Raw genomic sequence first — 20,453 nt, forward strand, 5'->3', positions numbered from 1 at the left:
TTTTAAACGAGAGGTGGATGGGGGATGGCGGCTATGATGACGTTCACCCGCCTGTCAGATGAGGAGAAATACGAACGGTTTATGCAGCGCATCGAGGCGGGGGAAAAGATCGAAGCCGATGACTGGATGCCGGATGAGTATCGGGTGACGCTGATCAAGCTCATTGCGATGCATGCGGTGAGTGAAATTATGGGAGCGCTTCCGGAAAAAGAATGGGTGCCGAAAGCGCCGTCGCTGCGCCGGAAGCTTGGCATCATGGCGAAAGTGCAGGATGAGATGGGGCACGGCCAGCTGCTGCTTCGGGTGGCGGAAGATTTGATGGCCCCTCTCGGCAAAACGCGGGAAGATATTATCGAAGATTTATTGAACGAACGGTTGAAGTTTCATAACGTGTTTCATATGCCAGCGCCGACATGGGCGGACGCTGGGTTGATCGGCTGGCTCGTCGACGGAGCGGCGATTATGACGCAGACGAACATGCTGGATGCCTCATACGGACCGTACGCGCGGGCGCTGAAGCGCATTTGCGCCGAGGAAGTGTTTCACGCCCAGCACGGCGAGTCGATCATTTTGGCGCTCGCCGAAGGGACGAAGGAGCAGAAAGAGATGCTGCAAGAGGCGCTCAACCGTTGGTGGGAGGCGTTGCTCATGTTTTTTGGCCCGCCGACGGCCGATACGACGGGAACTTCGAAGCAAGACATCACGATCAAATACCGCATCCGCACGAAAACGAATGAACAACTGCGCCAAGACTTCTTTACGAAATATGTGCCGCGCATTTGGGCGCTCGGACTGAAGATTCCTGATGAGACAATGCATTTTGACAAAGAGAAGGGCCAATGGATTTACCGGCAGCCGGATTGGGAGCGGTTTAAAGAAATCATCCGCAACAACGGGCCGAAGTCGCAGGAGCGGCTTGAGCTTCGGCGGACGGCATACAAGCAGAACGCGTGGGTGCGCGAGGCGCTCAGCGCCGTACGGACGGCCGGATGAGGAGGGATGGCCATGGCGGGGAAAGAACAAGGATTTTATCAAGTGTTTGAAGTGTTCAGCCGCAAAGCGCCGGATGCGCCGATGCAGCATCAATTCAGTCTGCTTGCCCCCAATGAGGAGATCGCGCTCGTGATGGCGCAGGAAAACTTTATGCGCCGCGAGCCGGTCGCGGACCTTTGGGTCGTGAAGCGGGACTATATCCGGCGGATGAGTGAGGAGGAAAAAGCAGCGCTCAAGCGGCTTGACAACAAAGATTACCGGTTGACGCGAGGATATGGGGATTTAAAGAAACGATGGCGCAAATATGAGCAAAACGTGCTTGATGAGAAGGAAATTTTGTCATGGAAAGGCGAGATTCGGCGATGAGCGAAAAACCGATTCACTTCCATCCAGACGGTCAAGAGGCGCTTGTCGAGCTATTGTTTCAGCTCGCGGATGATGATTTTTTGCTTGCCTACCGCGGCTCGGAATGGCTTGGGTTGGCGCCGCATATCGAGGAGGATATTGCGTTTTCTTCCATCAGCCAAGATACGATGGGGCATGCGGCCATGTATTATCAGCTGCTTGAAGATCTTGGCTGTGGATCAGCCGACGAACTGGCGCACGCACGTCCGGCTTCGGCCCGGCGCAATGCGGTTTTGCTCGAACGGGCGAACGGCCCGGGGCATTATTTGCGCGAGCCTCGCTATGATTGGGCGTTTACCGTTGTTCGCCAGTACTTTTATACACAGGCGAAGCGCATCCGTCTTGAATCATTGACAAAAAGCGCGTATACGCCGCTGGCCGAGGTGGCGGCGAAAATTCAAGTGGAGCTGCATTATCATTTGCTTCATTGGCATACGTGGTTTGTCCAGCTGACGAATGCCCCTTTGGAAGCGCGGACGCGAATGACCAAAGCCATTCAGGACGTGGCCGCTGATTTTGCCGGCGTATTGACGCTCGGGGCGAAAGGAACGGAAATGGTGCGGTGGGGGCTGATTGATGAGGAAAAGGTGCTGACGGAAAACACGATTGCCGCGCTGGCGCCGGCGTTTGCCGAAGTGGGGCTTGATTGGCCGATGCCGTTTGGCATGAAACATGGCAACGGCCGTAACGGCGAACATACGCCGGATTTGGACGAAGCGCTGGCGACGTTGTCAGAAGTATACCGCGCCGTCCCGCATGCGATATGGTAATGTCCGCGCCGCTGTTGGCCAAAGTGCGGCGTTGGGCATGACGCCTCTTTGTGACGGCGAAGTGTTTGTTGAAGGAGCAAAACGGCATAGCATTGGCGGCACTAGGCAGCCAAAGAGGGAAAACGGCAGCGGGTTGGAAAATGTGAGGGAGAACCATGACAAATGAAGAGGTTTGGAAAGCGTTAGAAACGGTGAAAGACCCAGAAATTCATTCGATTAGCATTGTCGATCTTGGGATGGTGGAACAGATTGACGTTCGGGATGGAGCGGTCTCGGTCTGTCTGCTGCCGACGTTTCTCGGGTGTCCGGCGCTTGATATCATCCGCACTCGGGTTGAGGAAGCGGTGAAGCAAGCAGGGGCCTCGGCGGTGACGGTTGAGTTTCTCCGCCATCCGCCGTGGACGTCCGACCGGATCAGCGAAGCCGGACGGGAGCGGCTGAAGCAGTTTGGCATCGCTCCGCCGCCGCGGCAAATGCCGTCAGGGGCATGGCAAGTGGCGTGTCCATATTGCGGGGCGGAGCGGACCGTCATGGAAAATTTGTTTGGCCCGACCGCCTGCCGCAGCATTTTCTACTGCAAACAATGCAAAAATCCGTTTGAGGCGATGAAGCCCGTATTAATTTCAGGATAAGAAAAGGGAAAGGGGACGTTCGTGATGTTTAAAATGATCGCCTTGTACAAACAGCCGAAAGATAAGGAGCAGTTTGACGCCCATTATTATGGGACGCATGTGCCGTTGACGGAAAAAATTCCTGGCCTCCGAAAAATCAAGGTGACGAAAATTACGGGGACGCCGATGGGGACGGAGAGCGAGTATTATTTGTTGTGTGAAATGTATTACGATAGTCAAGAGGCGTTTCAAGAGGCGATGAAAACGAAAGAAGCGAAGGCATCGGCAAAAGATGTCATGTCATTTGCCGGCGACCTCGTCACCTTTATGGTCGGTGAGGAAGTGGAACATGAGTGAGTTTGTTTCCATTGCGGCGCGTCAAGAGGGAGCGGTCGGCATCATCGAGCTCGCCCGTCCTGATGTATTGAATGCGCTGAGCCGTCAAATGGTGGCGGAAATCGTTGCGGCAGTGGAAGCGTTTGATCGGAATGAGAAGGTGCGTGTCATCGTGTTGACCGGGCGTGGACGGGCGTTTGCGGCTGGGGCGGATATTCAAGAGATGGCAAAAGATGACCCCATTCGTCTTGAGTGGATGAACCAGTTTGCCGATTGGGATCGCCTGTCCATCGTGAAAACACCGATGATCGCCGCTGTGAACGGGTTGGCGCTAGGGGGAGGTTTTGAGCTGGCGCTTTCGTGCGACTTGATTGTCGCGTCGTCGGCGGCCGAATTTGGCTTTCCAGAAGTGAACCTTGGCGTCATGCCAGGTGCGGGAGGCACGCAGCGGCTGACAAAGCTCATCGGTCCGAAGCGGGCGCTCGAGTGGCTTTGGACTGGGGCGCGTATGTCGGCGAAAGAAGCCGAGCAGCTGGGGATTGTCAACCGCGTCGTCAGCCCGGAGCTTTTAATGGAAGAAACGATGAGGCTGGCCGGGCGTCTCGCTGAACAGCCGCCTTTGGCTCTCCGGCTGATCAAAGAGGCGGTGCAGAAAGCGGTCGACTATCCGCTGTATGAAGGCATGCAATTTGAGCGGAAAAACTTTTACCTATTGTTCGCCTCGGAAGACCAAAAAGAAGGAATGGCGGCATTCCTCGAAAAACGAAGGCCGCGCTTCCAAGGAAAATAAAGGGGGGCGTTCGATGTACGAAACGATCCGTTATGAAGTGAAGGGACAAGTCGCCTGGCTGACGCTCAACCGCCCTGATCAGCTCAATGCGTTTACGGAACAAATGAACACTGAAGTGACAAAGGCGCTAAAACAAGCAGGGGCGGATCCAAACGTCCGCTGCGTGGTGATCACAGGCGCCGGCCGGGCGTTTTGCGCCGGGGAAGATTTGAGCGGCGTGACGGAAGAAATGGACCATGGCGACGTGCTGCGCTCCCGATACGCGCCGATGATGAAAGCGCTTCATCATCTTGAAAAACCGGTTGTCGCAGCGGTGAACGGGGTGGCGGCCGGCGCGGGCATGAGCTTGGCGCTGGCGTGTGATTTCCGGCTTCTCTCGGAAAAGGCGAGTTTCGCTCCCGCGTTTATTCACGTCGGTCTTGTGCCGGACGCGGGCCATCTCTACTATTTGCCGCGTCTTGTCGGGCGGGCGAAGGCGCTTGAGCTTGCGGTGCTCGGGGAAAAAGTGACCGCCGAGGAAGCAGCTGCGCTCGGACTGGCGACAAACGTGATTCCTCTATCCGCTTGGGAAGAGGAAGTGAAGCGGTTTGCTGAGCGGCTCTCTGCCATGCCAACGAAGGCGATTGGACTCATCAAACGGCTGCTTCGCGAAAGCGAGGAAACGACGTTTGACCGCTACCTCGAACGGGAAGCGGAATGCCAGCGCATTGCGGGATTGACATCCGACCACCGCGAAGGCGTCAAGGCGTTCTTTGAAAAACGAAAACCACTATTCCAAGGAAACTAAGCAAGGGGGATGAAACGATGGCGACTGTCAAACAAAAGAAAATGGAACCGATGCCGACCAAACGTGATTTCTATCATTTGATTGTGAACGGGGAGCGGGTCGAAAGCGCCTCGGGCGAAACGTTTGTGGTGACCAATCCGGCCACTGGCGAACCGGTCGCCCGCGTCGCCAAAGGGACGCGCGAGGATGCCGAACGGGCGGTGCAGGGGGCAAGGCAAGCGTTTGACCGTGGGAAATGGCGTCATTTTCCGGTGCAAAAACGGGCGCGCATCTTGTACCAAATTGCGGCCATCATGCGCGAACGTTTTAATGAATTGGTGGAATTGGAAATTTTGAATACCGGCAAAGCGTTGTCGGCTGCTCAAGGGCAAGTAATGCAGGCGATTGAAGACTTTGAATTTTTCGCCGGGGCGATCATTGGGCACCGCGGGGCGGTCAACCCGATGCCGGGGGCATTTCACAACTATACGGAAAAAGAGCCTGTCGGTGTGTGCGCCCAAATCATTCCTTGGAACTATCCGCTCATGATGGCGGCTTGGAAAATCGCGCCTGCCATTGCCGCTGGATGCTCGGTCGTCGTTAAACCGGCGTCGCTGACGCCGCTCACCTGCCTTGTGCTGGCGGAAATTTGCCATGAGGCCGGCGTGCCGGAAGGGGTCGTCAATGTGGTGACGGGCGCCGGAGCGGAAGTTGGGGACTATTTGGTCGAACATCCGCTCGTCGACAAAGTGGCGTTTACCGGATCGACGCCGGTGGGGAAGGAAATTATGGAGAAGGCGTCGAAAACATTAAAACGGGTGACGCTCGAGCTGGGGGGCAAATCGCCAAGCCTTGTGTTTGCGGACGCTGATTTAGAAGCCGCTGTCGCCGGCTCATTGTTCGGCATTTTCTACAACAGCGGCCAATCGTGCGAGGCGCGTTCCCGCTTGTATGTGCATGAAAGCATCTATGACGCGTTTATGGAAGCGTTCGTGGCCAAAACGAAGCAGCTGAAACTCGGCGATCCGTTTGATGCCGGCACGCATGTCGGGGCGATCATCAGCCGCGGGCAGCTGGAAGTGATTGACGAATATGTGCAATCGGCTGTCGCCGACGGAGCGACGGTCGCTGCCGGGGGAAAAGAGGCGGTTGTCGCTGGGTTTGAAAACGGTTACTGGTATGAACCGACGATTTTGACGAACGTGAACCATCAAATGAAAGCGGTTCGTGAAGAAATTTTTGGACCGGTTGTCGTCGTGATGAAATTCCGCGATGAAGCCGAAGCCATTGAATTGGCGAACGACAGCGACTATGGACTGGCCGCCGCGATCTGGACGAAAGATCATGGCCGCGCCGTTCGCGTAGCGAAACAGCTGCGCTCCGGCATTGTCATGGTCAACAGCCCATTCTCCGCTTTCCCAGGCACGCCGTTTGGCGGCTACAAACAGTCCGGATTTGGGCGCGAGCTGTCTGTCGAGGCGCTTGATTTGTACACAGAAACGAAAAGCGTGCTGTCGTATTACGGCCCGCGTCCGCTTAATCCGTTTGGCGTCTAAGGGCTTTTGCCGTTTTGCGTTTGCCCATATACGAGAGCGTGTCGCGTCCTTGGAAGCAACGTTCAGTTTGCCGCCCTTGAAGGCAAGAGCTGGTTAGGGCAAGCGTGGAGAGACACGCCCGCTCGTTTGCCGAGCACCCCGTCGCTCTTGATGGGGTGCCCATTCATTTGACGGCGTCCGCCGCTTGGCGAAAGGCACGCCGGCTTGATGCATCAGCCGTCATATGCGAAAAAAGGAGAGGGGGAAGACGATGATCGAACGCCTTGTTGTTGTCGGCAGCGGCGTGATGGGGAGAGGCATTGCGTATGTCGGCGCTGTCGGCGGGTTCCAGACGACCTTAGTGGACATTAAGCAAGAACAATTGGAGAGCGCCCAGAAGGAGATTGCTTCGATTTTTGAACAGGCGGTCGCTCGAGGGAAATTGACCGCTGGCGAGCGGCAAGAAGCCGAGGCGCGCCTGTCGTATTCACTTGATTTGGCGGCCGCTGTGCGCGATGCCGATTTGGTGATCGAGGCGGTGCCGGAAAAGCTTGAATTGAAAAAGCAAGTGTTCGAGACGATTGACGCCCATGCGCCGGCGTCGTGCTATTTTGCGACGAATACGTCCACCATGAGTCCGACCGAAATCGGTTCGTTCACGAAGCGGCCGGAGCGGGTGATCGCCATGCATTTTTTCAATCCGGTTCATAAAATGAAGCTTGTGGAAATCATCCGTGGCCTTGAGACGAGCGACGAAACGGCGCAAGTGGCGAAAGAAGCGGCCGAGCGAATGGGAAAAGAGACAGTGGTTGTCAATGAGTTTCCGGGATTTGTCACGAGCCGGATCAGCGCCCTTGTCGGCAATGAAGCGTTTTACATGCTGCAAGAAGGGGTCGGGACGCCCGAAGAGATCGACAAGGCGATCAAGCTCGGCCTCAATTTCCCGATGGGGCCGTTTGAGCTTGCGGATTTAGTTGGGCTTGATACGAGATTGAACAACTTAAAATATTTGCACGAAAAACTCGGAGAAAAATACCGCCCGGCGCCGCTGTTGGAGCAATACGTCAAAGCGGGGCGGCTTGGCCGCAAAACAGGCCGCGGCGTCTATGACTATACGAATCGGGAAAACAGCTGATTCGCTAGAAAAGGAAGGGAGAGAACATGGGCAGAGAAGTCGTGATTGTGGATGCGGTGCGCACACCGATTGGCCGCTACAAGGGCGCGCTAAAAGAAGTCAGGCCGGATGATTTGGCGGCTGTTGTCATTCGAGCGCTCATCGAGCGAAATCCGAATGTGCCGGTCGAGCAAATTGATGACGTTGTCTTTGGAAACACCAACCAAGCCGGCGAGGACAATCGAAACGTCGCCCGCATGGCGGCGCTGTTGGCCGGGCTGCCGATTGAGGTCGCAGGGGTGACGGTCAATCGGCTGTGCGGTTCAGGGCTTGATGCGGTCAATTATGCGGCGCGGGCGATTTTGGCCAATGAGGCCGATATCATGATCGCGGGCGGCGTGGAAAGTATGACGCGCGCCCCGTTTGTCATGGCCAAACCGTCAAGCGATTTTCCGCGCGGCAACATCGAGATGTATGACACAACGATCGGTTGGCGCTTTATCAATCCGAAAATGCACGAAATGTATGGCACCGACAGCATGCCGCAAACGGCGGAAAATGTGGCGAAGCGATTCGGCATTACGCGCGAGGCGCAAGATGAGTTTGCTTACGAAAGCCAAATGAAAGCGAAACAAGCGATCGAAACGAATCGGTTTGCGGATGAACTGGTGCCGGTCGTCTATCACGACCGGAAAGGCAACCGCATTGTTGTCGACAAAGACGAGCATCCTCGTCCGGATACGACGTTGGAGAAGTTGGCCAAGCTGCCGCCGCTGTTTGAAAACGGCACGGTGACGGCTGGCAACTCGTCCGGCATCAACGACGGGGCGGCAGCGCTTTTGTTAATGAGCGCCGAAAAGGCAAAAGAACTCGGGCTCAAGCCGCTGGCTGCCTATGTCACTTCAGCGGTCGCCGGCGTCGAACCGGCCGTGATGGGCATTGGCCCCATTTTCGCAACGCGCAAGGCGCTGCGCCGCGCCGGATTGTCGCTTGACGACATCGGGCTTGTTGAGCTGAACGAAGCGTTCGCCTCACAGGCGCTGGAGTGCATTCGCCAGCTGGAGCTTGATCGGTTGAAAGTAAACGTCAACGGCGGAGCGATCGCCCTCGGCCATCCGCTCGGTGCAAGCGGCGCCCGCATTTTGACGACATTGATTTACGAAATGCGAAAACGCGGCGTCGCCTACGGTTTGGCGACGATGTGCATCGGCGTCGGCCAAGGAATCGCGACGATTGTGAAAAACGCGGACGAACGGTGAGGGTGTTTCGCCAGATCGGCCTTGTTGCGGCGGCTTGGTGAAATGACGCCGGATCGGGCCTGCGGCCGCCGTTGGCGTGCCGTCGAGAGCCGCCTGCTTCAAAGCGGTGCGGCTCTTTGTATTCCGTTTGTTTTTTCGCCCGTCTTGCCAGCGTGAGAAAAGTTTGTTACGATTATAGTTCGAAAACAAGATAAAGGGAGTTTCGTCGGATGAATACGCGCTCACTCATTTTTACGATTTACGGCGACTACATCCGCCGCTACGGCGGTGAAATTTGGATCGGCAGCTTGATCCGCCTTCTCCGCGAGTTCGGCCATAACGACCAGGCGGTGCGGGCGGCGGTGTCGCGCATGAGTAAACAGGGCTGGATTCGGGCGGAAAAACGCGGCAATAAAAGCTACTATTCCCTCACAGTGCGCGGCGTCAAGCGGATGGAGGAGGCGGCGCGGCGCATTTACAAAACGCGTCCCGAGCATTGGGACGGGAAATGGCGCATTCTTGTTTACACCATCCCCGAGAACAAGCGGCACTTGCGCGACGAGCTGCGGAAGGAGCTTGTATGGAGCGGATTCGGCACGATTTCCAACAGCTGCTGGATTTCACCGAATGATTTGAAGCAGCAAGTATACGACTTGATCGACAAGTATGACATCCGCCCGTACGTCGATTTTTTCCTCGCCGAATACGACGGTCCGCATACGAACAAACGGCTTGTGGAAACGTGCTGGAACTTGGACGAGATCAACCAAAAATACGAGCAGTTCATTGCCGTCTACAGCCAAAAATATGTCATTGACAAACATAAAATCGAGCGCGGCGAAATGTCGGACGCGGAATGTTTTGTCGAGCGGACGAAGCTCGTCCATGAGTACCGGAAGTTTTTGTTCATCGACCCCGGCCTGCCGGAAGAGCTGCTGCCGAATGAGTGGATGGGAAGCCATGCCGCCGCCTTGTTCAACGACTATTACCAACAACTAGCGGCACCGGCCAGCCGTTTCTTTGAAGAGGTGTTTCAGGAAGGGGCAGAGCTTGACAAAAAAGAAGAGGAAGAGATATCGGTGGAATGAACCGGGATGCACGGCGCAACGACAGCTGTGCATCCCGGTTGCCGTTCATCACGGTTCTTAAAGTGCTCCGTTATCATGCGAAGAAAGGATATTCGTGTTTTGAAAAATGGTTATCATCTATTCTCGTTTTCTGAAAAATGCGGTATAATTCAGCTATAACGTATTTTTAACGGAGTGTGAATGTAATGAATGATGTTTGCCGTTTGCTCAATCTTCGCTATCCGATCATTCAAGGGGGGATGGGCAACATCAGCAACGCCGAGCTGGCGAGCTCGGTATCAAAGGCGTGAATGCACTTGGGATCATCAATGTTCATTAGCGTGTTATTCTGTCCTAAAAGGTAAATTAGTTCATAACGATGGACCCGGAAACGAAATTGCTGGGGGAATTGTATGAGGAGATATATCTTGGTGAGTGTTATTTTGTGTTCCATCGCATTATTATTCTTCTTTAGTGAATATAGCGCTAACCGATCTCCTAATCAAGCAGCTGTTTCGGAAGGTTTTATTATTATGAAAGAAGGGGAGGTCTATTTAGTTGAAGATCAAGATTTTATTCAAGACGACGCCAATAAATTATCAATACAGGAATTAAGAAGAAAATACCATATGAGCAAGTTGTGGATTACAGGAGTTGGTGCTTTGAGAGGAATAAAAAATGGACAAAAGGTAAAAGTGTGGTACTCAGAGATTTTAGAATCGTATCCTAGTAAAATGAAAGTTACGAAAATTGAGTCTATTAAATATAATTGAAGTGTATAAATGAATTGGAATTTAGAGATGGTTGGTATGCTTGCACTGGAACTGTTATTGGGAAAGATAAAGTTCTTACAAATGCACATTGTGTTATGGATGTTATGAATCAGTCTGGCGCGATAAATGGTTATGTATATCCCGCCATGAATAATAATATATATTCATACGGTGTATATCAAATAGTAGATTATTATAGAGTCAGTCAAGACTTTGTGGAGAACATTTTTTCGGTTCACTACGGGCGTTGTCAATCACTAGTTATCGAACCATTTTCAGGAATTAATATCGTAAGCGCTTTCGGACTCTCATCCCTTATCTTGAGGCGATGATACGATATTCCATTTTTTTACACCCAACCACCATCCCGGAGCGCCGACAACGCTTGATGGATCGGCGTCCCGGATGACCGCTGCAGACACGGTAGATTCTGACGCACCACATCCGCCCACAACTGTCCGGCCTTCCGTTTGGCCTGTTCAATCCGCTTGGACTTCGTCGAGGACGAGGCTGCCCTCCGTGGCTCTTCCTCCTCCAACTGCCCCTTTCTCCACCCGATCCCGTCGATTCGGGCCACCATCGCTTTTAGAAACGCTCGAAGCCCTTGGTCTTTCCAGCTGCGGCGGGATTTCACCCGATGCGCAAACCGGCTCATCACGCTCTCCGCGTGGCCCATCGGACGCATGCCGGTCGTCTCCACCCCTTGCTCCGACAGCCACTCCCGGTAGTCCCGGATGCATCCCGGCATCGACTCGATCCGGCGGATCATGGCAGCCATCTGCTTCTCTTTCGCTTCGTCCTCCAACGTGCCGATGGCGCTGTTCAGCTCCACGAGAAGCCCTTCTTCGTCTTGTTTCGCCAGCTTCTTCCGCACTTCCCGCCAACGCGGATGGCCGGACAGACACTGACGCAGCTCCCGCGCCACATGAAATCGATCCAGCTGAAAGCACGCCCGCTTCCCAAAATACTCCCGGCAGGCCGTGATCCACGACGCCGCGTCGCCGTTGATGATCAACAAGTCCCGGCACGGATCATAGGCATATTCCTTCATCAGCCACTCCTCGAACCGTTCCCACACGTCCCCCGTCCCTTCATGGAGGTAGTGGCGTCGGTTCACCAGCTCGAGCTGCGACCCGTTTCGTCTCCATCCCTCGTGAACCGCCAGGATTTTCTCTTCTTTCGCCCGTTTTCCTTTCCCCTGGCGGGAAATGAACAGTCCATCGGCCTCCACAAACAGCACTCGGCCATGCCGTTTGGAAACAGGGCGGTGCAGCGAGACAGGGGCCTCGAGCACCAACTGGCGAATCGCCTCGTGGCTGAGAACCGCATACCCCACGATTGACTCGAGTGTGCGAGCTGCTTTGCGGTAGGAAGAGCACTCGACGGCCAACTCGACCGCCGTTTCCTCGAGGCAAGGGCTGATCGATTGGGCTCCATCAAAGCCCAGTTCGGCATCCAGCAAGAAGGTATAGTTCCCCGTTTGCCGGTCATAGTAGTAGTTCCGTCGGAACGTCACTTCCCCAAACAGCGTTTGGATCGTAGTCGGCCGTTTGTCTTTCAGCTGATACCGGCGCTTGTCCCGCGCTTCCGCCAGTTGTTGATCGATCTCCTCCAAAAGGGCCGCCAACAAGACAGCGAACACCTTTTGAAGAGTTCTGACTAATTGCTCCTCCAGCTCTTTTAATAAAGGCCATTCTGTGGTAAGATGTTTCATGGACTCTCTCCCTCCTGTTTTCGGTTGGTTTGCCAATCACCATCATAGCAGGGAGAGAGTCCTTTTTGCATGACATTTGCTTTTTCTACCGCGCTTCGCTTGGTGGCCCCGACGAGCGTCGCGAACAAAAGTTCGCAACCCTCGTCGGGGAATCATTCCGGAATGCCACCCACAAATATTTTACTCACACGGTTTCTTTGGAAACAGAGCCAGTCATTCCCCATTGAGATATCTCCTTATACTGTTCGATTTTATCCCCTGGATATCCATAAATCTTTACTGACGTACCTTGAATGTTAGATACTTGTCTTAATGGAAGATATCCGACTACATCACCAATATTTTTTCCTAAATATGTGCTAAGCTTAAGCACTGCAAAGTCTTGAGTTGCATCTCCTGTTTGAACATAGTTGCTCGTAATATAATAATGAGTCAGTCAAGACTTTGTGGAGAACATTTTTCGGTTCACTACGGGCGTTGTCAATCACTAGTTATCGAACCATTTTCAGGAATTAATATCGTAAGCGCTTTCGGACTCTCATCCCTTATCTTGAGGCGATGATACGATATTCCATTTTTTTACACCCAACCACCATCCCGGAGCGCCGACAACGCTTGATGGATCGGCGTCCCGGATGACCGCTGCAGACACGGTAGATTCTGACGCACCACATCCGCCCACAACTGTCCGGCCTTCCGTTTGGCCTGTTCAATCCGCTTGGACTTCGTCGAGGACGAGGCTGCCCTCCGTGGCTCTTCCTCCTCCAACTGCCCCTTTCTCCACCCGATCCCGTCGATTCGGGCCACCATCGCTTTTAGAAACGCTCGAAGCCCTTGGTCTTTCCAGCTGCGGCGGGATTTCACCCGATGCGCAAACCGGCTCATCACGCTCTCCGCGTGGCCCATCGGACGCATGCCGGTCGTCTCCACCCCTTGCTCCGACAGCCACTCCCGGTAGTCCCGGATGCATCCCGGCATCGACTCGATCCGGCGGATCATGGCAGCCATCTGCTTCTCTTTCGCTTCGTCCTCCAACGTGCCGATGGCGCTGTTCAGCTCCACGAGAAGCCCTTCTTCGTCTTGTTTCGCCAGCTTCTTCCGCACTTCCCGCCAACGCGGATGGCCGGACAGACACTGACGCAGCTCCCGCGCCACATGAAATCGATCCAGCTGAAAGCACGCCCGCTTCCCAAAATACTCCCGGCAGGCCGTGATCCACGACGCCGCGTCGCCGTTGATGATCAACAAGTCCCGGCACGGATCATAGGCATATTCCTTCATCAGCCACTCCTCGAACCGTTCCCACACGTCCCCCGTCCCTTCATGGAGGTAGTGGCGTCGGTTCACCAGCTCGAGCTGCGACCCGTTTCGTCTCCATCCCTCGTGAACCGCCAGGATTTTCTCTTCTTTCGCCCGTTTTCCTTTCCCCTGGCGGGAAATGAACAGTCCATCGGCCTCCACAAACAGCACTCGGCCATGCCGTTTGGAAACAGGGCGGTGCAGCGAGACAGGGGCCTCGAGCACCAACTGGCGAATCGCCTCGTGGCTGAGAACCGCATACCCCACGATTGACTCGAGTGTGCGAGCTGCTTTGCGGTAGGAAGAGCACTCGACGGCCAACTCGACCGCCGTTTCCTCGAGGCAAGGGCTGATCGATTGGGCTCCATCAAAGCCCAGTTCGGCATCCAGCAAGAAGGTATAGTTCCCCGTTTGCCGGTCATAGTAGTAGTTCCGTCGGAACGTCACTTCCCCAAACAGCGTTTGGATCGTAGTCGGCCGTTTGTCTTTCAGCTGATACCGGCGCTTGTCCCGCGCTTCCGCCAGTTGTTGATCGATCTCCTCCAAAAGGGCCGCCAACAAGACAGCGAACACCTTTTGAAGAGTTCTGACTAATTGCTCCTCCAGCTCTTTTAATAAAGGCCATTCTGTGGTAAGATGTTTCATGGACTCTCTCCCTCCTGTTTTATGGATGTTGGTCATCACCATCATAGCAGGGAGAGAGTCCTTTTTGCATGACATTTGCTTTTTCTACCGCGCTTCGCTTGGTGGCCCCGACGAGCGTCGCGAACAAAAGTTCGCAACCCTCGTCGGGGAATCATTCCGGAATGCCACCCACAAATATTTTACTCACACCCTATAACGAAGAAAACGGAAAGGGAGAAATGTTTTTCAGAATTTTTATTTTAAATAATATTATTTTTTCTTAATGTTATTGTTTTATATAGATGCAACGAAATCGTTTAACATATCCTTGACGGAAAAGTGGCTCATCCATTTTTGACTGTCGAAGGCAAGCCATAGGCTTGTCTTCGACAGTCGGATGAAATGACCGGTAAAAACGAAAAATGTTAAAGCTTTAAATTGCATCTATATATTTACCTTAATATAAATCATACAAAATTTTTTTGACAATATAAACATAATGAATTATTATATTAAAAGAATTTAAAGGAGGTAGGTAGTGGTTATGTCATCCATTGACAAGCAACAAATCGCTGCCAGTGTTCCGCAGCGGGGCTTTTTCGGCCATCCGAAAGGGCTGTTTACGCTCTTTTTCACCGAGTTTTGGGAGCGCTTTTCGTACTACGGCATGCGCGCCATTTTAGTGTACTACATGTATTACGAAGTATCGAAAGGCGGGCTCGGGCTTGATGAGCATCTGGCGCTCGCGATTATGTCGATTTATGGGGCGCTTGTGTACATGTCCGGAATCATTGGCGGCTGGCTTGCCGACCGGGTGTTTGGCACGTCGCGCGCGGTCTTTTACGGCGGCCTTCTCATTATGGCTGGTCATATCGCCCTGGCGATTCCGGGCGGGGTGACGGCGCTGTTTGTGTCGATGGCGCTCATCGTCTTGGGAACCGGGTTGTTGAAACCGAACGTTTCGAGCATTGTCGGCGATATGTACAAGCCTGGCGATGACCGCCGCGACGCCGGATTTAGCATTTTTTACATGGGGATTAACCTTGGCGCCTTTTTGGCTCCGCTTGTTGTTGGAACGGCCGGGATGAAGTACAACTTCCACCTTGGCTTCGGACTTGCTGCTGTCGGGATGTTTCTCGGGCTTGTCGTATTTGTGGCGACAAGAAAGAAAAACCTCGGGTTGGCGGGGACGTACGTGCCCAACCCGCTGACGCCGGCAGAAAAGAAAAAAGCGGCTTCGATCATGGCCATGGGGGCGGTCGTGATTGCCGTGCTGCTAGCAATCTTGATTCCGAACGGTTGGTTCACTGTGGAAACGTTTATTTCCCTTGTCGGCATCTTAGGAATCATCATCCCGATCATCTATTTTGTCGTCATGTACCGCAGCCCGAAAACGACGGCGGAGGAGCGGTCGCGCGTGATCGCTTACATTCCGTTGTTCGTCGCTTCAGCGATGTTTTGGGCGATTCAAGAACAAGGATCGACGATTTTGGCGAACTATGCGGACAAGCGGACGCAGTTGGATGTAGCAGGCATCCACTTGTCGCCTGCATGGTTCCAGTCGCTGAACCCGTTATTTATTATCATTTTGGCTCCGGTGTTCGCATGGATGTGGGTGAAGCTCGGTAAACGGCAGCCGACGATCCCGCAAAAATTCGCGCTCGGCTTGTTGTTCGCCGGCCTGTCGTTCATCGTCATTCTCGTGCCGGGCCATTTAAGCGGCGGGGGGCTCGTCCATCCGATCTGGCTTGTGTTAAGCTATTTCATCGTCGTGCTTGGTGAACTTTGCCTGTCGCCGGTCGGCCTGTCGGCGACGACGAAACTTGCGCCTGCGGCCTTCTCGGCGCAAACGATGAGCCTTTGGTTTTTATCGAACGCCGCCGCGCAAGCGATCAACGCCCAGCTCGTCCGCTTCTATACGCCGGAAAACGAAACGGCCTATTTCGGCACGATCGGCGGTGCGGCGCTTGTGCTAAGCATCCTTTTATTCGCGCTGGCGCCAAGCATTCAGCGGTTGATGAAGGGAGTTCGTTAATAAGGGAAAACGGATGATCAAAAAGGTTGTAAACTGGTGATAGGATGCTCTGCGTTGGCAGGGCGTCTTTTTTTATTTAAAAAATATTTACATAAATCAAAAAACAAATTCAGACAGTATTTACAAAAATGGATTAAGATAGAATAGACAAGAGGAAAGGGGGAGAGAAGCGGATGGCGTTTCTTGAACTGGTGGAGGTGACGAAATCGTATGGAGGCAAAAAGAGGGTGGTCGAGAATGTGAATGTCGCGATTGAATCAGGGGAGTTTTTTGTTCTTGTCGGCCCATCGGGATGCGGCAAAAGCACGATTTTGCGGCTGATCGCTGGCCTTGAGCCGCTGACATCGGGATATGTGTTGATCGATGGGCAAGTGGCGAACGATTGGCCTCCTCATGCCCGCGGGTTATCAATGGTCTTTCAGAACTACGCGTTATATCCGCATTTGACGGTGGAGCAAAATATGCGAATTGTTTTGCAGGCGCAAAAAGTGCCGAAAGAAGAACAAGTGAAACGTTGCATGGAAGCGGCGGAAATGCTCGGGCTGACTGATGTGTTGCAACGGAAGCCGCGGGAATTGTCAGGGGGGCAGCGTCAGCGCGTCGCCTTAGGGCGGGCGATCGTGGCGAGAACGCCGCTTTGTTTAATGGATGAGCCGCTCTCCAATTTAGATGCCAAACTGAGGGCGAAAATGCGGAGTGAGCTTCGCCGTTTGCAGCGTCAGCTCGGCATGACCGTTATTTATGTCACTCACGATCAAACGGAAGCGATGACAATGGCTGATCGGATGATGATTTTGCGTGACGGCCGTCCGCAGCAAATCGGAAGTCCGCTCGATGTATACAATCATCCGGATAACACGTTTGTCGCTTCATTTATTGGAACACCGCCGATGAATTTAGCGGAAGCGCATGTGCTGGAACATTCGCTCTTATTGCAAAACGAACGGCCCGTCCGCCTCATGCGCCGTCCCTTGCCGAAGGCTGAACGGGTGATTGTAGGACTCCGGCCGGAACATATTCATCGAGCGGAATCCGGAGAAGAACATACGGCGGCCCAAGTCAGCCATATCGAGTGGCTTGGCAATGAAACGTTAGTGACGTTTGAGTTGGCGAAAAATCTTCATTGGACAGCACGGTGGAACGGGCAATGGAACATCAGGCTGGGGGAAGTGGTGTCATTGGCGTTTGATGAGCGGGCGCTGCTCTTTTTCGATGAACGCGGGGAACGGATCGAGCCGCCGCTCATCAAACGGGAGGAGGTGTGGATTGGCCAATGAATGAGCGGGTTTCGCCGGCCTTTCCGCCGGCGCCATGGTCGGTCCGGACGAAGCGGGCAGCGCGTCAGGCCGCGATGAAATCGTGGTTGGAGGGAATGCTGTATCTTTTTCCTTCGCTCCTTCTATTTGGCGTGTTTCTCTTTTATCCGTTGGGGAGGACGATGTATTTAAGCGTGTTTCACACTGATTATCAAGGGCGGCCGACGGAATTTGCTGGTTTGGCGCATTTTGTCGCCCTGCTTCAAGATGCTTCGTTTTGGCATAGTTTGAAGGCGACGATTCTGTTTGCGGTACTCACTGTCCCGACGACGGTCGCTGTTTCGCTCGGTTTGGCGTTGCTCGTTCATGAAACGCGGAAAGGAATTGGGATCTTCCGGACGATTTTTGCTTCTACGATGGGGATGAGCGTAGGAGTGGCTTCGGTGATTTGGATGTTTATGTACAATCCAGCGATCGGGATCATCAATCGTTTGTTGTCTGCGATCGGCGGGGTTCCTGCTTCATGGCTCCTTGATCCGGACACGGCATTGTATGCGGTGGCGGCGGTGACGATCTGGATGAACATCGGGCTGACCTTTTTATTGTTGCTGGCCGGTCTGCAAAACATCGATCCATCCTTGTACGAAAGCGCGCGCATCGCTGGAATGAGCTATTGGCGTCGGTTGTGGATGGTGACCGTGCCGCTGTTGTCGCCGACATTGTTTTTTGTCACGACCGTTTCGCTCATTCAAGCGTTGCAAACATTTGGGCAGATTGACTTTTTAACGAAAGGCGGGCCGGTCGAGGCCACGAATGTGTTCGTTTATGCGATTTACCGGGAAGCGTTCGTCAATTATCAGTTCGGGTCCGCGAGCGCGCAAGCCATTTTGCTCTTTCTGATGATCGCTCTAGTCACTTTTTTGCAGTTTCGGTTTGCCGAGAGGAAGGTGCACTACCAATGAGAGCGGTGCGGACAGCCGTTCATTATGCGTTATTATGCCTATGTTCGGCTGTGATCTTGTTTCCAATGGCTTATGCTCTTCTGATGAGTTTTATGGATGGGGCCGCTATTTTAGCGGGACGCTTATGGCCTGAGGAATGGACATGGGCGAATTATGAGGATGCGTTTAGGCAAGCACCCCTCGGGCGTTATTTATGGAACAGCTTTCTCGTTGCTTCGGTGATTACATTGGGGCGCCTCATCGTTTCGAGCTTGGCTGCTTTTGCCTTTGTGTTTCTTCGCTTTCCAGGCCGGGATCGGTGGTTTTATATTTGCATCGCAACAATGCTCGTTCCGTGGGAAGCGACTGTGATCCCAAACTTTTTAACAATCCAAGCGCTTGGCTGGACAAACCATTACGCAGGACTCATCGTGCCGTTTTGGGCGATGGCGTTTGGCATTTTTTTATTGCGTCAGCAATTTAAGCAAATTCCGCACGAGCTGTACGAGGCGGCACAGTTGTCTGGCATCGGGAATTTCCGCTTTTTTTGCCGCGTCGTGCTGCCACTTTCGAAAACGAGTTTGGTGACGCTGGCCGTTTACAGTTTTTTAGACGCTTGGAATATGTATTTATGGCCGTTGCTTGTCACAAATGATGACCGCGTCCGCACTGTGCAGATTGGGCTCAAGCAACTGCAGACGCAAGAGATCGCCAGCAGCTGGGGCGTCGTCATGGCAGCAGCCATCATAGCGATGCTGCCGACATTGTTGCTGTTGTTTGCCGGACAGAAGCAGTTGCGCAAGGGGCTTATGCAAGGAGCGATTCAATAGCGGGGAGGAGAAATAAGATGAGAAAGGTTTTGGCTGGTTTCTTGTTCTTAGCGCTTGTTGGGCTTGCTGCGGGATGTTCAAGTGAAGATGCTGGACAAGCGGCGGGAGGCAAAACCGAAGTTGTATTTTGGCACTCGATGAGCGGGGATTTGGAGCCGGTGTTGAATGATCTTGTGGCGGATTTTAACCAAACCCATCCGGATATTGAGGTAAAGCCGGTGTTTCAAGGCACATATGAAGAAGCGCTGACGAAATGGAATGCGGTAGCGGGGACCAAAGATGCGCCGACGATCATGCAGACGTTTGAAGTCGGGACAAAGCATATGATCGACAGTGGAAAGATTGTTCCGGTGCAAACGTGGATCGATAAAGACAAGTATGATGTTTCGCAATGGGAGAAAAACATTGTCAATTATTATACCGTGAACGGGCGAATTTACTCGATGCCATTTAACTCGTCAACCCCTGTGTTAATTTATAATAAAGATGCGTTCCGCGAAGCCGGGCTTGATCCGGAAAAGCCGCCGCTGACCTACAGCGAGTTGAAAGAAGCGGCGAAAAAGCTGACAAAGAAAAAAGGGAAGGAAACCGAACGGTACGGATTCTCGATTTTGAACTACGGCTGGTTTTTTGAAGAAATGGTGGCCGTACAAGACGGGCTATATGTGAACAACAACAATGGCCGGAGCGGTAATGCAACGAAAGCAGTATTTAATGGAGAGGAAGGGAAACGTGTATTTGAGTTGATCCGCGACATGTATCGAGACGGCACGTTTTACAACGTCGGCCAAAATTGGGACGATATGCGCGCTGCCTTCCAAGCAGGAAAAATCGCCATGTATTTGGATTCGTCCGCTGGCGTAAAAACGTTGATCGACAACTCGCCGTTTGACGTTGGCGTTTCGTATTTGCCTGTTCCGGATGGCGTAGAGCGCCAAGGCGTCGTGATCGGCGGCGCTTCTCTTTGGATGATGAAAGGAAGCAGCGAAGAGGAACAAAAAGCGGCGTGGGAGTTCATGAAATACTTGACGACTGCTCCCGTCCAAGCCGAGTGGCATGTGCGCACAGGCTATTTCGCCATCAACCCAGCTGCGTACGATGAGCCGCTGGTCAAAGAGGAATGGACGAAATACCCTCAATTAAAAGTGACGGTGGACCAGCTGCATGAAACAAAATCAACCCCTGCCACCCAAGGAGCGCTCATCACCGTCTTCCCTGAATCTCGGCAACATGTCGTGAAAGCGATGGAACGGTTGTATGAAGGCATCGATCCGCAAGAAGCGCTCAATCAAGCAGCGGAAGAAACGAACCAGGCGTTGCAGGGGGCGGCAAATTAGTTCAATAGATGATAGACAG

20 protein-coding genes and 1 pseudogene are annotated in these 20,453 nt (G+C 53.3%); 19 read left to right on the forward strand and 2 right to left on the reverse strand.

Going from position 1 to position 20,453, the window contains the following annotated elements:
* The first annotated feature begins 24 nt into the window (after positions 1–24).
* The 14 genes and pseudogenes from paaA (at position 25) to GC56T3_RS19950 (ending at position 10,730) form a co-directional block, all read left to right on the forward strand.
* The gene (gene paaA, locus GC56T3_RS07890; protein WP_011231530.1) at positions 25–993 is read left to right on the forward strand and encodes a 1,2-phenylacetyl-CoA epoxidase subunit PaaA; all 969 of its coding nucleotides are present in this window, start codon (positions 25–27) and stop codon (positions 991–993) included.
* Between the two features lie 12 nt (positions 994–1,005).
* Complete coding sequence (paaB, locus tag GC56T3_RS07895; RefSeq protein WP_011231529.1) at positions 1,006–1,359, forward strand: 1,2-phenylacetyl-CoA epoxidase subunit PaaB; 354 nt, start codon at positions 1,006–1,008, stop codon at positions 1,357–1,359.
* Complete coding sequence (gene paaC / locus GC56T3_RS07900) at positions 1,335–2,168, forward strand: 1,2-phenylacetyl-CoA epoxidase subunit PaaC (RefSeq protein ID WP_013145050.1); 834 nt, start codon at positions 1,335–1,337, stop codon at positions 2,166–2,168. The genes paaB and paaC overlap by 25 nt, the downstream gene beginning before the upstream one ends.
* A gap of 155 nt (positions 2,169–2,323) precedes the next feature.
* A complete protein-coding gene (paaD, locus tag GC56T3_RS07905) occupies positions 2,324–2,800 on the forward strand; it encodes a 1,2-phenylacetyl-CoA epoxidase subunit PaaD (protein ID WP_013145051.1) in 477 nt (158 codons plus the stop codon).
* A 24-nt stretch (positions 2,801–2,824) separates the two neighbouring features.
* Complete coding sequence (locus tag GC56T3_RS07910; protein WP_011231526.1) at positions 2,825–3,136, forward strand: EthD family reductase; 312 nt, start codon at positions 2,825–2,827, stop codon at positions 3,134–3,136.
* Positions 3,129–3,905 (forward strand): enoyl-CoA hydratase/isomerase family protein, encoded by a 777-nt coding sequence (locus tag GC56T3_RS07915; protein WP_013145052.1) that lies wholly within the window; start codon positions 3,129–3,131, stop codon positions 3,903–3,905. The genes GC56T3_RS07910 and GC56T3_RS07915 overlap by 8 nt, the downstream gene beginning before the upstream one ends.
* 13 nt (positions 3,906–3,918) lie before the next feature.
* Entirely contained in the window at positions 3,919–4,692 is a 774-nt protein-coding gene (locus GC56T3_RS07920; RefSeq protein ID WP_013145053.1) for an enoyl-CoA hydratase-related protein, read from the forward strand.
* A 17-nt stretch (positions 4,693–4,709) separates the two neighbouring features.
* Entirely contained in the window at positions 4,710–6,227 is a 1,518-nt protein-coding gene (locus tag GC56T3_RS07925; protein ID WP_013145054.1) for an aldehyde dehydrogenase, read from the forward strand.
* A gap of 250 nt (positions 6,228–6,477) precedes the next feature.
* Entirely contained in the window at positions 6,478–7,341 is an 864-nt protein-coding gene (locus GC56T3_RS07930; RefSeq protein ID WP_013145055.1) for a 3-hydroxyacyl-CoA dehydrogenase, read from the forward strand.
* 26 nt (positions 7,342–7,367) lie between these two features.
* Positions 7,368–8,579: an acetyl-CoA C-acyltransferase gene (locus GC56T3_RS07935; protein ID WP_013145056.1), complete on the forward strand. Its 1,212-nt coding sequence runs from the start codon at positions 7,368–7,370 to the stop codon at positions 8,577–8,579.
* 209 nt (positions 8,580–8,788) lie between these two features.
* The gene (gene paaX / locus GC56T3_RS07940) at positions 8,789–9,646 is read left to right on the forward strand and encodes a phenylacetic acid degradation operon negative regulatory protein PaaX (protein ID WP_013145057.1); all 858 of its coding nucleotides are present in this window, start codon (positions 8,789–8,791) and stop codon (positions 9,644–9,646) included.
* A gap of 185 nt (positions 9,647–9,831) precedes the next feature.
* Positions 9,832–9,933 (forward strand): annotated as a pseudogene (locus GC56T3_RS19320) (2-nitropropane dioxygenase); the annotation flags it as partial.
* A 123-nt stretch (positions 9,934–10,056) separates the two neighbouring features.
* Positions 10,057–10,398 carry a DUF3221 domain-containing protein gene (locus GC56T3_RS07945; RefSeq protein WP_013145059.1) on the forward strand — a complete coding sequence of 114 codons (342 nt, stop codon included), beginning with the start codon at positions 10,057–10,059 and terminating at the stop codon, positions 10,396–10,398.
* Between the two features lie 14 nt (positions 10,399–10,412).
* Positions 10,413–10,730 (forward strand): trypsin-like serine protease, encoded by a 318-nt coding sequence (locus GC56T3_RS19950; RefSeq protein ID WP_227456707.1) that lies wholly within the window; start codon positions 10,413–10,415, stop codon positions 10,728–10,730.
* A 17-nt stretch (positions 10,731–10,747) separates the two neighbouring features.
* Here GC56T3_RS19950 and GC56T3_RS07950 read toward each other — a convergent pair whose 3' ends face one another.
* Together GC56T3_RS07950 and GC56T3_RS07955 are read right to left on the reverse strand one after the other, a co-directional pair.
* Positions 10,748–12,112, reverse strand: coding sequence for an ISLre2 family transposase (locus tag GC56T3_RS07950; protein WP_041468349.1), 1,365 nt, complete (start codon positions 12,110–12,112; stop codon positions 10,748–10,750).
* A gap of 579 nt (positions 12,113–12,691) precedes the next feature.
* Positions 12,692–14,056, reverse strand: coding sequence for an ISLre2 family transposase (locus GC56T3_RS07955; protein WP_041468349.1), 1,365 nt, complete (start codon positions 14,054–14,056; stop codon positions 12,692–12,694).
* Positions 14,057–14,579: 523 nt separating this feature from the next.
* Between GC56T3_RS07955 and GC56T3_RS07960 the strand changes: the two genes are divergently transcribed.
* The 5 genes from GC56T3_RS07960 to GC56T3_RS07980 all read left to right on the forward strand — a co-directional run bounded on the left by GC56T3_RS07960 (position 14,580) and on the right by GC56T3_RS07980 (position 20,434).
* Positions 14,580–16,070, forward strand: coding sequence for a peptide MFS transporter (locus tag GC56T3_RS07960; protein ID WP_013145060.1), 1,491 nt, complete (start codon positions 14,580–14,582; stop codon positions 16,068–16,070).
* 173 nt (positions 16,071–16,243) lie between these two features.
* On the forward strand, positions 16,244–17,347 hold the full coding sequence (locus tag GC56T3_RS07965; RefSeq protein WP_013145061.1) for an ABC transporter ATP-binding protein: 1,104 nt from the start codon (positions 16,244–16,246) through the stop codon (positions 17,345–17,347).
* Positions 17,344–18,288 (forward strand): carbohydrate ABC transporter permease, encoded by a 945-nt coding sequence (locus GC56T3_RS07970; protein ID WP_013145062.1) that lies wholly within the window; start codon positions 17,344–17,346, stop codon positions 18,286–18,288. Before GC56T3_RS07965 ends, GC56T3_RS07970 begins: the two co-directional genes overlap by 4 nt.
* On the forward strand, positions 18,285–19,097 hold the full coding sequence (locus GC56T3_RS07975) for a carbohydrate ABC transporter permease (RefSeq protein WP_013145063.1): 813 nt from the start codon (positions 18,285–18,287) through the stop codon (positions 19,095–19,097). The genes GC56T3_RS07970 and GC56T3_RS07975 overlap by 4 nt, the downstream gene beginning before the upstream one ends.
* Before the next feature lie 17 nt (positions 19,098–19,114).
* Positions 19,115–20,434: an ABC transporter substrate-binding protein gene (locus tag GC56T3_RS07980; protein ID WP_013145064.1), complete on the forward strand. Its 1,320-nt coding sequence runs from the start codon at positions 19,115–19,117 to the stop codon at positions 20,432–20,434.
* The last annotated feature ends 19 nt before the right edge of the window (positions 20,435–20,453 follow it).

The sequence above is a fragment of the Geobacillus sp. C56-T3 genome (assembly GCF_000092445.1).
Lineage (GTDB): Bacteria > Bacillota > Bacilli > Bacillales > Anoxybacillaceae > Geobacillus > Geobacillus thermoleovorans.